Genomic DNA, 13,774 nt, shown 5'->3' on the forward strand with positions numbered 1-13,774 from the left:
GCCATTTGGGCAGGCAGATGACACCGCGCCACCGGAACCGCGGCCTCCTCGCCACCGTGCGGGCGATGCTGGACTTTCCGGAGGCGTACAAGGCCGGAGTCGCCCTCTCCCCGAGGCCCTCGGCGAACTCTTCGCCTGAGCGCGACCACCGCGTCTCGCAGTGCGAGGCACCGCACCGTGTCGCACGCACCCGCCCATGCGAGCAGCAGTGCCGGGGTGTTCGGCCGTGTCCCGCATGCCGAAGCCGCGGCCGGGAGGCCGGGCGCGACGACAGCCCTTGGCTGATCGAACGGCAGGGGTCAGTGCGGCCGCGGCAGACCGTCCGTGCGGTCGCCTATTCTTCCCAAGGTGGCCGGTATTCCGCGCAGTTGGTTACGTTCGGCGTCGTGATTGCTTCGACGCGGGCCACTCCAGTGTGGTCGGGTTGGCGTGTGCGTCATGGACGGTGAAGGTCGCCCCTATGGGTGCAGCAGGGCGGTGAAATGGTTGGACGGACGCGTGCTGTCGCAGTGCGCGGCGCGACTCGCCGGGCGATGTTTAAGCTTGCGCCGTGAACGACACTGCACATGCCATACGGATCAGACCGGGCAGCCTGGCCGACGCGTCGGCCGTCTTGAACATGCTCGACTCCGCCGTGGTCTGGATGAACGATCGCGGCAACACCGAGCAGTGGGGCACGACACCGTATTCGCAGAAGCCCGGCGGGGTGGCACGGGTCGAGCGGTACATGACCGAAAACGCCCCCTACATCGCGGAGTTGGACGGAACGCCTGTCGGGGCGATGGTGCTGGACTCCGGCCCCAGCCCGCAGATGCCGATCGCGGCGGCAGAGGAACCCGAGCGGTACGTCCGGCTGCTGGTCTCGGACCGGCGGTACGCCGGCCTGGGCATCGGGGCGGCACTGCTGGCCTGTGCCGTCGAGGAGGCCCGGCGGGCCGGCGTGGAGCTGCTGCGGGTCGACTGCTGGGCCGGCGGCGGGGGCGAACTGGTCGCGTTCTACGAGAGAAACGGATTCACGCGCACCGACCGTTTCCGTTCCGGGACCTGGCCGGGCCAGGTGCTGGCCCGCCGGGTCAGCTGACGGCTCGGGGCAGGGCACCCGGTCTGGCGGAAGCCCCGATGACGCCCTGTGGCCGTGGGACCCCTCATGCTGTCCGGCTCCCGCGCGGCCGGCCACGCACCGTGCGGGACACCCGGAGCTTGTCCAGGTGGACCTCGGTGGTCAGCCCGCCGCGGGACCGGCCGAGGGCCTCGCCGACCGGGCCGCCTCCTCCGGAAACGCCGGCAGGCCCCGGCGAATTGCCCAGCGCACGGCCCCCTTTGACACGGCGGGGGTCGGTGGTGAGCCCTTGCGGGCCCCGGCAGCATGCGTGGACCCTGACGGAGGCGGAGTCGACGTTGACGTCCCCGCAACGGCAACAGCCCGGCTGCTCAAGGGACGAACCCGCGGGCCGAATACCGCCACTCCGCCCTGACTCATCTCGGCGAGCAGGGTGCCTCGCTGTTGATGCTGATGGCGAAGTCCCGGCACAAGAAGCCGGAGAACGTCCATCTCTGCTTCAAGCCCTCCCCGGCGACGCCCGGCGTTGACCGTCTGCGCCGGGAGGGCCGGCCGCGCGGGCGAGGCCGTTCAGCGTGGAATCACCCAGTCCGGTACCCAGGTCCCGGCAGCGTCGTGGCCGGCCGCTGTGGCGGCGAGGTGGGCCCGCAGCGTGGCCAGTGCCGGGTGGGGGTTGTCGCGGTGCCAGAGGAGGGAGTGCGGGTAGACGGGTGTTGGGTCGGTCACCGGGATGCGGCGCAGGCCGTGGCCGGCGGGCCAGACAAGGCGGGTCTGCTCGGTCGTGAAGGTGGCCAGGGCCGGGGTGTCGGCGATGGTGTCGAGGAGCGTGTCGGAGCCGAAGTTGGGGCCGGTTGCCTCGATGGTGAGGCCGAACTCGGCGGCGAGGTCGTCGTAGTAGGCGGCCCACTCGGTTCCGGGAACGATGCCGGGCATCCAGATCCGGTGCCCGGCGAGCTGGGCGACGGTCGCCGACCGGGCGCGGGCCAGCGCGTGGGCGGGACCGGTGAGGAGCTGGTGCGGCTCGTCGAGCACCCGGACGGACTCGATGCCCTCGGGGAGGGGTCGGCCGGGCATGGCGACGGCGCGGAAGGAGGCGTCGATCTCACCGGACCGGATGGCGGCGACGGCCGTCTCGACGTCGAACAGCATCACCACGTCGAGGTCGATCTCGGGATGCGCGTGGTGGAAGCCGCGCATCAGGCCCGATGGCGCGACGCGCGAGGCGATCACGTCGACGCGCAGCGGACGGCGGCCGGTGCGCACGGAGGCGACCGCGCGCTCCCCGACGCGCAGCAGCTCGCGCGCATGGGGCAGGAACGCCTGCCCGTCGATGGTCGGCTCGGCGCCGCGCGGCGTGCGGGTGAACAGCCGCACGCCGAGGGTGCGCTCCAGCGCGGCGATGCGTTTGGAGACGGCCTGCTGGGTGAGCGACAGGTCGGCGGCGGCCTTCTGGAACTGGCCCGCTTCCGCGACGGCGACGAAGGTACGTACTGCTTCGAGATCCACGCCGACCCACCTTAGAGAACAACCGATAGTTGTGGACTGCTGGCAGGTCGGTTGTTTGACCTGCGGTTGTCCTGCCCGCTTATCTCTCATCGGTCAACGTCAGTTTGTTCGTGTGGGACCTCAAGGGGAGTGCGCTGAGCATGGTGGGCAGGAGACGGTTGGGCCGGCAGTTCGGCTGGCTGTGGGCGTCATATGCGGTGAGCGCATATGGGTCCGGGCTGGGGTTCGGGGCGTTGCCGCTGATCGCCGTGCTGGTGCTGCACGCCGGACCCGCGGAGGTGTCCGCGCTGTCCGCGGTGGGGCCTGCGGTGGGTGCGCTGATCGCGGTGCCGCTCGCGCCGTGGGTGGAGGTCCGGCACAAGCGCCCGGTCATGATCATGATGGACCTGGCCCGGTTTGCGGCCATGGCGACGATCCCCGTCGCCTACGCCTTCGGATGGCTCGGTTTTGTCCAGCTGCTCGTGGTCTCGGCCGTGGTCGCCGCAGCCAAGATCGCGTTCAACGCGGCCAGCGGCGCTTACCTCAAGGCCCTTGTCCAACCGGATGACCTGCTCGTGGCCAACGCGCGGTTCGAGTCCACGAACTGGAGCTCCATCGCGGTGGGGCCCCCGCTTGGCGGGGCGGCGATCGGCCTGTTCGGGCCAGTGACCACCGTGGTGGCCGACGCGCTCAGCTATCTGCTCTCCGCGCTGGGCATCACCGCGATCCGCGGCCGGGAAGAAGCGCCGCGAACAACCGACAAGAGCCCGGTCCGGGCGGGCGCATTGCTCGACGGCTGGCGACACATCATGGGCCACCCCGGTCTGCGGCCGCTCTACCTCAACAACATGCTCGTCTCCGGGCTGATCATGGCCACCGAGCCGCCGCTGGCCGTGCTCCTGCTGCGCCGGCTCGGGTTCCCGCCCTGGCAGTACGGCCTCGCCTTCGCCGCCCCCTGCCTCGGCGGACTCATCGGCTCGCGGCTGGCCCGCCGCGTCGTGGCCCGCTTCGGTCGGCAGTGGGTCTTCCGGACCATCGGCACCCTGCGCGCCATCTGGCTGATCGGTCTGGCCTTTGTCGGTCCCGGCGTCGTCGGCCTCGTCACCGTGATGGCCGTCGAGCTGGCGATCATCATCAACATGAGCCTGTACAGTCCGGTGCTCGCCACCTACCGGCTCGAAAACACCCCCAAGCATCTCGTCGCCCGCACCCTGTCGGCCTGGTCCATCGGGCAGCAGGCGTCCATCGCCGTCCTCACCGCACTCGCCGGGCTGCTCGCCGACGTCACCAGCCCACGCACCGCCCTCACGGTCGCCGGACTGCTCATCCTGACCACACCGCTCCTGCTTCCCCGACGGGACCAGACGGCGCGGCACAAGCCGGAAGTGGCCCGCAGCCCCTCATGAGACACCGCGACTCGCCCACTGAAGCCCGCGGGCCGCAGCCGGTCCGCCGGCGCGCGTCCGCGTCGACCAGGCACACCACCAGCAAGGAGAACACTCGCGTGAGCACTGCCCCCGCACTTGACCCCACGCACACCGCGCTGCTCGTCATGGACTACCAGCCCGCGATCCTGGCCTTTGTGCCCGAAGGCGAGGACCGAGACGCCCTGCTCGGTCGCGTGGCAGGGGCCATCGCCGACGTTCGCGCACACGGCGGCGTCATCGCCTACGTACGCGTCGGCTTCACCGAGGCCGACTGGGACGCGATCCCGGCCTCCAACAAGTCCTTCGCCCCGCTGGCCCAACACCGCGTCATGCACCACAAAGACCCTGCCGCCGCCGTCCACGAGCGCCTGGCTCCCCAGGACGGCGACATCATCGTGCGCAAGACCCGCTATGGCAGCATGTCCACCACCGATCTCGACCAGCAGCTACGCGGGCGCGGCATCACCACTCTGGTCGTCTGCGGCATCAGTACCAGCGGAGTCGTCCTGTCCACCGTCATCGACGCGGCCGACCGCGACTACCAGCTCTACGTCCTGTCCGACGGCGTCGCCGACCCGGACACCGAAGTCCACGACATCCTGCTCCACAAAGTCTTCCCCGCACGGGCCCACATCATCGACACCACCGAGCTGCGCGCCCTGCTCAGGGCCGGCTGACTCGAACGTTGCAGCTGTGCGCGACCAGCAGCGCGGCGATCGTCAGGTGCGGGTTCTTCAGCCGGGCCTCGCCGCCGGTCACCGAGGTGAACGCCTGGTCGGCGCCGGTCCATGAGAACACCTCCAGCAGGGCATCCGGCAGATCGACCCGGGGCAGCATCCCGCGAGTTCGCCGGCACCCGCGCGGCGATCTCACAGCAGGTGCCGTCCAGCAGGGCGGCCCGCGCCGCCAGGTGCTCACCCGCCCCGGCGGGCAGGCCGGGCGAGGCGAGCGCACGAGGAGTTCGCCGTCACCGCGAGAAGCGCATCGGCTCTGCATGCTCCGGTGGAAAGCCGCGGCAACCGAACCGCCTTTGGGCAAGCTTTGCTTGCCGGGTCGCCTCCTCCAAGGCATGACATGTGAAATTGTACCGCTGCCTGTCCAGCCGCACGAAAGGTAACGTGCATGGAAGCAGCGCTCTCCCGCCTGAGACCCCGTCAGGCGCTCCGAAGATTCGCCGCACCACTGCTGACCCTCGCCCTGGCCGCGACCGGAATGGCCGTGTCCCCTGGTGCCGCCCACGCCCAGGACGCCCATCCCGCCTCCGAGGGCTGGGTGCGGACCCACGGGGACTGGGCACAGATCCAGCCGGGCCACCCGCATGCCGCCGCCAACGCCCTTGCCGCGCAGGCCGCGAGGAAGAACCACACGGTGGGCCCGCGCTCGTCCCACGCCCTGGTCCCGGTCGACAACAGCCAGCCCGACCTGGTCTACGGCGGCGGCCAGGATTCGGTGGGCGTCACCTCCGGACCGCCCAAGGTCTATATCGTCTACTGGGGTTCTCAGTGGGGCAGCGCGGGCAAGGGTGCCGACGGCAATGTCACGCTCTCCAACGACCCCGATCACGCGGCCCCTTACCAGCAGTCCTTCTTCAAGGGCCTTGGTACCAAGGGCGAATCGTGGAGCGGTGTGATGACGCAGTACTGCGAGAGCGTCACCGCCGGCGCCACCCACTGCCCGGCCGACGCCCCGCATGTGGGCATCCCCCAGGGGGATGCCCTGGCGGGAGTGTGGGTGGACAATTCCGCCGCCGCGCCCCAGGCCGCCACCGAACCGGAGATAGCCGCGGAGGCCGCGGCGGCCGCCAAGCACTTCGGCAACACCAACCCGGCGCGGAACCGCAACGTCCAGTATGTGATCACCACGGCAAAGGGCATGGACCCGGACCACTGGCACGAGCTCAACAGCTGGTGCGCCTGGCACACCTTCGGGCGCACCGGTTACGGGACCGTCGCCTACACCTTGATGCCCTACCTCACCGACTACAAGTACTGCGGCACCAATTGGATCAACCCGGGTCCGCGTGGCCGCCTCGATGGCTGGTCCCTGCTGGGCGGCCATGAGTACGCCGAGACCATCACGGACCAGAACGCCATCGGCGGCTGGATCGACCCGGCCGGCCAGGAGAACGGCGACAAGTGCCAGTGGATCACCCAGGGCACCCCGGGTGGCCTGTTCAACCTCCAGTTGGCCACCGGCTCCTTCGCGGTCCAGACCACCTGGTCCAATGACCAGCACACCTGCTCCGCCTCCCACCCTGTGGTGCCCAACCACCCGTTGGTGCTGAGCACCATGTGCGACCGCACGGCGCCGCCGGGCCGCACTCTGTCGGTACCCGTGATCGTCACGGACCGGGCATCGCAGTCACTGCGCTATGCGGCAAGAGGTCTGCCGCGCGGCCTGTCCATCAACCCGCGCACCGGTGTCATCCATGGCCGTAGCGGCCGGCACGGTACCCGCACGGTCCGGGTGTCGGTCCTGGACGGCGCCGGAAACCACGCCTCCACCAGCTTCCGCCTGGGGCTGCTCGATCATGGCCCCTACGGCTGCCGGGGCGTGGAGCAGATCGTGGACCCGGGCTTCGAAGTGCCGCTCAACGCCAAGGGGAATTACCCGGGTTGGTGGGCCCAGTCGTCCCCCGGCCTCATCACCCGGTCCGCCGAGCATGCTCCCCGCTCCGGCCAGGGTTACGCCTGGCTCGGCCACAGCGCGGCACAGGAGGACACCCTCTCGCAAGCGGTGGAGACCACCCCCGGCTACACCCGTGCCCACTTCTCCTTCTGGCTGCACATCGCGTCCGCCAATACCTCCCGGCAGCCCCAGGACACGCTCACTCTGGAACTGGACGACCAGTACTCCGGAAAGCGCATCGCCGTACTGCGCAGCTGGTCCAACAAGGACGCCACGCAGGGCTACCGGCCCGTCAGCATCGACCTGACGCCTTATGTGGCCCCGGAGTTCGGCTCCACCGTGATCGTCAAGTTCACCTCGCATGAGACCGGCGGCGCGGCTACGGCCTTCCTGCTGGACGACGCTTCCTTCCGTCTGGACTGACCGGCGCGCCCGGGTGCCGGGCACCCTCAACTCCCCGTTGAGTACGGCACCCGGAACCAGAAGCCGTGCGGTGTGGGTGCCGGGCTTGCCGATCTGGTCGTGGTCCTTCTTCAGGGACCACATGTGCCGCTCGGCATCGCGGTGTTCACGGACGACAGCCGACTTGCGGCCGCGGTCCGGCGCCGGCTCGAGGTGTCGCCGTCGTGCCGGGCACGGACGCAGACCACCCAGCGCCCGGCACCCTGGTCGACCGCATCACCCGCTGCGTCAAATTCTGCGTCTTCCGGACGGCCGCTCCGGCCAGCACGTTCGCGATGCCCTCGTGCGAGCCTTCGCCGGCCTTCCTGCCACCGGAATCCCCATCCACCTCGGTAAACCAGCGCCCGCGGCAGCGTAGTTCGCACCAGAACTGCGACGGTCTGCTGCGTCAGTACTTCCCGACTTCCCCAACCTCTTCGCCAAGCCCGCCGCAGCACTGGAATAGCCAACGTGTTACGGCGATAACCGGAATCCGGTGTGCTATCAACTGGCCATCGCCGCAACGGATTTACGACGATCACGGGACGGCGTGGGTCACGTCGGCCAGGCCGGCGTCGTCGAGCCGGTACAGAACCGCCTCGTGCGACCGGCCCCGCATCCGGCCTGTGGCCGGCTCAGGACCCTGCGGTGGACGGTCGACTCCGGAACCCCGAAGCGCGGCGGCAGCAGCGTCTCATCAGGTGTGGTCAGCGTCCCGCCGCCCTGCGGCCGCCCCCCCGGTCCGGCGGGATCAACGGCTTCATGATCTCCCTCGGCCGCATGGCACAATCCAATTCCGTGTATCCCGCCCCATATTCGGTAACCCCCCATAGGGGACCGTCTTACGGTGCCTTGCGCGGAGGCCCTGGCCCCATGAAGTCAATCATCGAAGCCGTCAGCGACGACGGATATTCAGCGAATATAAAGAATCGGCCCGTGCCTCTCGAAAGACGAGGCGCGGGCCGGATATCTTCTGCTTTGTCAGCCGGAATTCAGGATGCGGACTCCCGCATGGCGTCGACCAGGCTCTTCGGACGCATGTCGGTCCAGTGTTCATTGACATAGTCAAGGCATTCCTGGCGGCCGGCCGGGCCGTGCACGGTCCGCCAGCCAGCCGGGATCTCGGCGAAATCCGGCCACAGCGAGTGCTGTTCCTCCTGGTTGACCAGGACCAGGAAAATGCCATTCTCGTCTTCGAACGGATTGCTCACAGCGTGTCTCCACAACGATTCCGGAGTGATTCCTCCAGGATCCTAGTACCTGCTCGCCCGGCCGAGGCGAGCGCTGCGCGATGTGGGGCTGCTCACATCCAGGCCGGCCTATCTCTGTGATTGAGTGGGATTTCTGGACCTTGTCACCGGGTGCATTTCGCATGCGAAAAAACCAGTTGACGGGGGAAGAGACACCACTCCATGGGGGGATTGAGCGTGATGTGGTCCGGTGCCCGCGATGACTTCCAGGCGCTGCCGAGCGGGATGCCGCCTTTCACGGTGGCGGAGCTCTTCGAGGCGCAGGTGCGCCGGACGCCCGACGCCACGGCGGTGGTCCATGAAGACCAGCGGCTGAGCTATGCGGAGCTGGACGCCCGGGCCAACCGGCTGGCCCGGCTGCTGATCGGGCGTGGTGTCGGCCCCGAGCGCCTGGTGGCCCTGGCCCTGCCACGCTCGGCCGAGATGGTCGTGGCCCTGCTGGCCGTCCTCAAGGCCGGCGGTGCCTATCTGCCCATCGACCCGGCTTACCCGAGCCACCGCATCCGGTACATGCTCGACGACGCCGCCCCCGTGCTGATGGTGACCACGGTGGACGGCGCTGTGGAGAGCACCGTCCCCCGCCTGGAGACCGACCACCCCGAGACCCTGGCGGCGCTGGAGACCCTGCCGGGCACCCTGCCGGCCGCTCCCCGGGCCGGGGTGCACAACGCCTGCTATGTGATCTACACCTCCGGATCGACCGGCAATCCCAAGGGAGTTGTGGTCACCCACCACAATGTGGTGCGTCTGTTCACCGCCATCGGGCAGCGGTTGGCCTTCGGCGCGGACGACACCTGGACCCTCTTCCACTCCTACTCCTTCGACTTCTCCGTGTGGGAGATCTGGGGCGCCCTGCTGCACGGCGGCCGACTGGTCGTGGTCCCGTACGAGACCAGCCGTACGCCCGCCGATTTCCTGCGGCTCCTTGCCGACGAGCGGGTCACCGTACTGAGCCAGACACCGTCCGCCTTCCACAGCCTGGTGCGGGCCGACCAGGACAACCCCGGACTGGGCGATGCCCTGAGCCTGCGCGCCGTGGTCTTCGGCGGTGAGGCACTGGACCTGGGCAGCCTGGCCGGCTGGTACCAGCGCCATGACGACCGTGCCCCGCTGCTGGTCAACATGTACGGCATCACCGAGACCACGGTGCATGTCACCGCCACCGAACTCACCCGTGAGCAGGCCGTCTCCGGCGCGCCCAGCGCCATTGGCACCGCCATCGCCGACCTTGGCGCACATGTGCTGGACGACTCGCTGCGGCCGGTCGCGGACGGCACCGTGGGAGAGCTCTATGTCTCCGGAGCCGGCCTGGCCCGCGGCTATCTCGACCGCGCCGCGCTGACCGCCACCCGCTTTGTGGCCTGCCCCTTCGCCGACGGCAAGCGGATGTACCGCACCGGCGACCTGGTACGGCGGCGCGCGGACGGCCAGTTGGAGTTCGTCGGCCGCGCGGACGACCAGGTAAAGATCCGCGGTTTCCGCATCGAACTCGGCGAGGTCGAGTCCGTCCTCGCCGAACACCCCGCGGTTGCCCAAGCCGCGGTCGTCGTCCGCCCCGACCACATCGGGGAACAGAGTCTCGTCGGCTATGTGGTGGGTGCGGCGACCACCGAACCGGAGGAACACGACCAGCAGGTTGGCGAATGGCAGCAGATCTACGACGACCTGTATGCCGGATCCGCCACGGCTGCCTGGGGCGAGAACTTCGTCGGCTGGAACAGCCTCTACGACGGCCGGCCGATTCCGGCCGAGGAGATGAGGGAGTGGCGGGACGCCACGGTGGAGTCCATCCGCTCGCTGCGTCCCCGCCGGGTGCTGGAGATCGGCGTGGGCACCGGCCTGCTGCTCTCCCGGCTCGCCCCGCACTGCGAAAGCTACTGGGGAACGGACCTTTCCGGCGCGGTGATCGAGGCGCTGCGCACCCAACTCGCCGGTGAACCCGGGCTGTCCGACCGGATCGAGCTGCGCAACCGGCCCGCCCACGACCTGGAGGGCCTGCCCGCCGGCTTCTTCGATGTGGTGGTCATCAACTCGGTGGTGCAGTACTTCCCCAGCGCCGAGTATCTGGCCGAAGTGGTGGAATCCGCCCTGAAGTTGCTGGCCCCCGGCGGCGCGGTGTTCGTCGGCGACGTCCGCAACCTGCGGCTGGCCCGCACCCTGCACACCGCCATCCAGCTCCGGCAGGCCAACGCCGACACCGATGCCGCCACGGTCCGGGCCGCGGTGGAACGGTCCTTGGTACGGGACAAGGAACTGCTGGTCGCACCGGAGTTCTTCACCGCCCTGGCGGGCGCAGACACCGTTGAGATACGTGTCAAGCGCGGCCGGTTCCACAATGAACTCTCCCGCCACCGCTATGACGCCGTACTGCGCAAGCAGCCCGAGAACCTCCTTCAGGTGACCCGGACTCCCGCCCTGGACTGGGGAACGGAGCTGACGGACCTCGACGCGCTGGCCCACCGCCTCAGCACCGAACGGCCCGACCTGCTCAGGGTGAGCGACATCCCCAACGGCCGGGTCACCGCCGAGGTGACGGCCCGGCTCCGGCTGGCCGAGGGCGCACTGAGCGATGCCCTCAAGGCCGTCACCGACGGGGACGCCGCCGGCGTCGAACCCGAGGACCTCCACCAGCTGGGCGAGGAGCTCGGCTACCGGGTCACCCTGACCTGGTCGGCCAACCACGAGGATGGCCTGGACGCGGTCTTCGTCGCCCAAGGCGCCTACCAGGAGGCCGCCCTGGCCGGTCTTTGCCCGCCGCCCGCGGCAGGCGCCATCAGCCTCTCCTCGCTGACCAGCAGCCCCGCCATGGCCCGCGACATCGGCGCCTTCGTGGCCTCGGTACGCGGCTATATGCGCGGCGTTGTACCGGAGTTCATGGTTCCGGCCGCCTTTGTGGTGCTCGACGAGTTCCCGCTGACCGCCAACGGCAAGCTGGACCGCGCGGCCCTGCCCGACCCCGATTTCACCACCTCCACCGGGCGTGCTCCTCGTACTCCGGTCGAGGAAATTCTCTGCGGGCTGTTCGCCGATGTTCTCGGTGTGCCCGAAGTGGGCGTGGAGGACAGCTTCTTCGATCTGGGCGGCCACTCCCTGCTGGCCACCCGGCTGGTGTCCAGGGTGCGTTCTGTCTTCGGTGTGGAGCTCGGTGTGCGGGCTCTGTTTGAGGCGCCCACGGTGGCCGGGCTGGCGCGGGTGCTGGCCGGAGCCGGGCAGGCGCGTGCGGCGTTGGAGCCGATGGCCCGGCCCGAGCGGCTGCCGTTGTCCCATGCGCAGAACCGGTTGTGGTTCCTCAACCGGCTGGAAGGGCCTTCGGCTACCTACAATGTGCCGCTGGTGGTGCGGCTGACCGGCCCGCTCGACCAGGGCGCGTTGCAGGAGGCGCTGGCCGATGTGGTGGTCCGGCACGAGAGCCTGCGCACCGTCTTCCGCGACTATGACGGCACGCCGTACCAGCACATACTCGACGGCGAAGCGGCCCGAACCACCCTGGCAGTCAAGGCGGTTACCGAAGCCGGCCTGGACGAGGCGGTCGCCTCCGCCGTCCGGTACGCCTTTGACCTCGCCCTTGAGATCCCGTTGCACGCCGAACTCCTCGCCCTTGGCGCCGAGGAGCACGTCCTTGTGCTGGTGATTCACCACATCGCCTCTGACGGGTGGTCGCTGGAGCCGCTGTGGCGCGATGTCGTCACCGCTTATGAGGCCCGGCTGCGGGGTGCCGCTCCGGGCTGGCGGTCGCTGCCGGTGCAGTACGCCGACTACACCCTGTGGCAGCGCACGGTGCTGGACGACAGCGTCGCCCCGCAACTGGACTACTGGAAGCGGACGCTGGCCGGACTGCCGGAGCGGATGGAACTGCCCACCGACCGTCCCTACCCCGCGGTGGCCTCCTACCGCGGTGGCTCCTTCACCTTCCAGTGGGACACCGACCTGCACCATGGCCTGACGCGTCTCGCCAGGGAAGCCGGGGCGAGCGTCTTCATGGTGGTGCACGCGGCGCTGGCGGCGCTGCTCGCCCGTTCCGGCGCGGGTGAGGACATTGCCATCGGCAGTCCGATCGCGGGCCGTACCGATGAGGCCCTGGACGAGCTGGTGGGCTTCTTCGTCAATACCCTGGTACTGCGTACCGATGTCTCGGGTGATCCGACCTTCCGTGAACTGCTCGCCCGGGTCAGGGAAGTGGACCTGGAGGCATACGCCCACCAGGACGTGCCGTTCGAGCACTTGGTTGAGGTTCTCAACCCGGAGCGGACGCTGGCCCACCATCCGCTGTTCCAGACCATGCTCGCCTGGCAGAAGGCATTTGAACTGGAACTCCCGGGCCTCCAGGCGGACGGCGGGCTGGCGGCAACCGGTACCGCCCGTATGGACCTGGTCTTCAGTATCACGGAGCACCGCACGTCCGACGGCCGGCCGACCGGCCTCGCCGGAGTCGTGGAGTTCAGCACGGATGTCTTTGACCAGAACACGGTGGAGGCACTGACCGAACGCCTGGGCCGCTTGCTGACGGCCGTGGCGGCCGACCCCGATATGCCGGTCAGCGATATCGAATTGCTGGGCGAGTGGGAGCGGGAGTTGGTGGTTTGGGGGTGGAATGACACGGCGCGTGAGGTGCCGGGGTTGTCGTTGGTGGAGTTGTTTGAGGCGCAGGTGGTGCGGTCTCCGGGTGCGTTGGCGGTGGTGTGTGAGGGGGTGGAGTTGTCGTATGGGGAGTTGAATGAGCGGGCGAACAGGTTGGCTCATTGGTTGGTGGAGCGGGGTGCGGGGCCTGAGCGGGTGGTGGCGGTGGGGCTTTCGCGGTCTGTTGAGTTGGTGGTTGCGGTGTTGGCTGTTTTGAAGTCGGGGGCGGCTTATTTGCCGGTGGATCCGGCTTATCCGGCTGATCGTATTGCTTTTATGCTTGAGGATTCCCGGCCGGTGTTGGTGCTTGATGGCCTGGTGGATGTCTCCGGTTATCCGTCCTCCAATCCTGTTGTTTCGGGCCGTAGTTTGTTGCATGCGGCGTATGTGATTTATACGTCGGGTTCTACGGGGCGGCCGAAGGGTGTGGTTGTTTCGGTGGGGTCGGTGGTGAATTTGGTGTCGTGGGCGGTGTCGGAGTTTGGTGTTTCGGGGTTTGGGCGTGTGGTGGCGTCGACGTCGTTGGCGTTTGATGTGTCGGTGTTTGAGGTGGTGGGGCCGTTGGTGTGTGGTGGTTGTGTGGAGTTGGTGCGGGATGGTTTGGCGGTGGGGGAGCGGGTTGGTGTTGGGGTGCCGGTGGGTTTGGTGAGTGGTGTTCCGTCGGTGTTGGGGCGGGTTTTGCGGGGTGGGGTGAGTGGTGCGGTGGTGTTTGCGGGTGAGGCGTTGCCGGTGCGGGTGTTGGGTGATGTGCGGGCGGCGTTGCCGGGTGTGCGGGTGGTGAATGCTTATGGGCCGACGGAGGCGACGGTGTATGCGACGTCGTGGTCGGCTGAGGGTGAAGTGGGGTCGGTGGTTCCTATTGGTTC

7 protein-coding genes and 3 pseudogenes are annotated in these 13,774 nt (G+C 68.8%); 6 read left to right on the plus strand and 4 right to left on the minus strand.

The window, feature by feature from the left end; all coding sequences use genetic code 11:
* Positions 1 to 550: 550 nt before the first annotated feature.
* Positions 551 to 1,081: a GNAT family N-acetyltransferase gene (locus ACIHFE_RS31055; protein WP_400111880.1), complete on the plus strand. Its 531-nt coding sequence runs from the start codon at positions 551 to 553 to the stop codon at positions 1,079 to 1,081.
* A gap of 372 nt (positions 1,082 to 1,453) precedes the next feature.
* A pseudogene (locus ACIHFE_RS31060) lies at positions 1,454 to 1,570 on the plus strand (site-specific integrase); the annotation flags it as partial.
* A 60-nt stretch (positions 1,571 to 1,630) separates the two neighbouring features.
* On the opposite strand, the gene ACIHFE_RS31065 reads toward ACIHFE_RS31060, so the two are convergent.
* On the minus strand, positions 1,631 to 2,566 hold the full coding sequence (locus tag ACIHFE_RS31065) for a LysR family transcriptional regulator (protein ID WP_400111882.1): 936 nt from the start codon (positions 2,564 to 2,566) through the stop codon (positions 1,631 to 1,633).
* A 140-nt stretch (positions 2,567 to 2,706) separates the two neighbouring features.
* On the opposite strand from ACIHFE_RS31065, the gene ACIHFE_RS31070 reads away from it, so the two are divergent.
* Positions 2,707 to 3,951: an MFS transporter gene (locus tag ACIHFE_RS31070; RefSeq protein WP_400111883.1), complete on the plus strand. Its 1,245-nt coding sequence runs from the start codon at positions 2,707 to 2,709 to the stop codon at positions 3,949 to 3,951.
* Between the two features lie 98 nt (positions 3,952 to 4,049).
* Positions 4,050 to 4,649: a cysteine hydrolase family protein gene (locus tag ACIHFE_RS31075; RefSeq protein WP_400111885.1), complete on the plus strand. Its 600-nt coding sequence runs from the start codon at positions 4,050 to 4,052 to the stop codon at positions 4,647 to 4,649.
* 4 nt (positions 4,650 to 4,653) lie between these two features.
* On the opposite strand, the pseudogene ACIHFE_RS31080 reads toward ACIHFE_RS31075, so the two are convergent.
* A pseudogene (locus ACIHFE_RS31080) lies at positions 4,654 to 4,930 on the minus strand (Tn3 family transposase); the annotation flags it as partial.
* 164 nt (positions 4,931 to 5,094) lie between these two features.
* Here ACIHFE_RS31080 and ACIHFE_RS31085 point away from each other — a divergent pair.
* On the plus strand, positions 5,095 to 7,023 hold the full coding sequence (locus tag ACIHFE_RS31085) for an Ig domain-containing protein (protein WP_400111887.1): 1,929 nt from the start codon (positions 5,095 to 5,097) through the stop codon (positions 7,021 to 7,023).
* A gap of 562 nt (positions 7,024 to 7,585) precedes the next feature.
* Here the strand turns inward: ACIHFE_RS31085 and ACIHFE_RS31090 are convergent.
* Positions 7,586 to 7,855: pseudogene (locus ACIHFE_RS31090) on the minus strand (IS5/IS1182 family transposase); the annotation flags it as partial.
* A 178-nt stretch (positions 7,856 to 8,033) separates the two neighbouring features.
* Positions 8,034 to 8,252, minus strand: a complete 219-nt coding sequence (locus ACIHFE_RS31095; protein ID WP_400111889.1) for an MbtH family protein — start codon at positions 8,250 to 8,252, stop codon at positions 8,034 to 8,036.
* Between the two features lie 201 nt (positions 8,253 to 8,453).
* Here ACIHFE_RS31095 and ACIHFE_RS31100 point away from each other — a divergent pair.
* Positions 8,454 to 13,774, plus strand: a 5,321-nt coding sequence (locus tag ACIHFE_RS31100) for an amino acid adenylation domain-containing protein (RefSeq protein ID WP_400111891.1), incomplete at its 3' end; no start/stop codon positions are given.

This window comes from Streptomyces sp. NPDC052396 (assembly GCF_044593195.1).
GTDB lineage: Bacteria > Actinomycetota > Actinomycetes > Streptomycetales > Streptomycetaceae > Streptomyces.

Coding starts and splice junctions, on each gene's coding strand:
- ACIHFE_RS31070 (WP_400111883.1), top strand. CDS start 2,707: ATGGTGGGCAGGAGACGGTTGGGCCGGCAGTTCGGCTGGCTGTGGGCG.
- ACIHFE_RS31085 (WP_400111887.1), top strand. CDS start 5,095: ATGGAAGCAGCGCTCTCCCGCCTGAGACCCCGTCAGGCGCTCCGAAGA.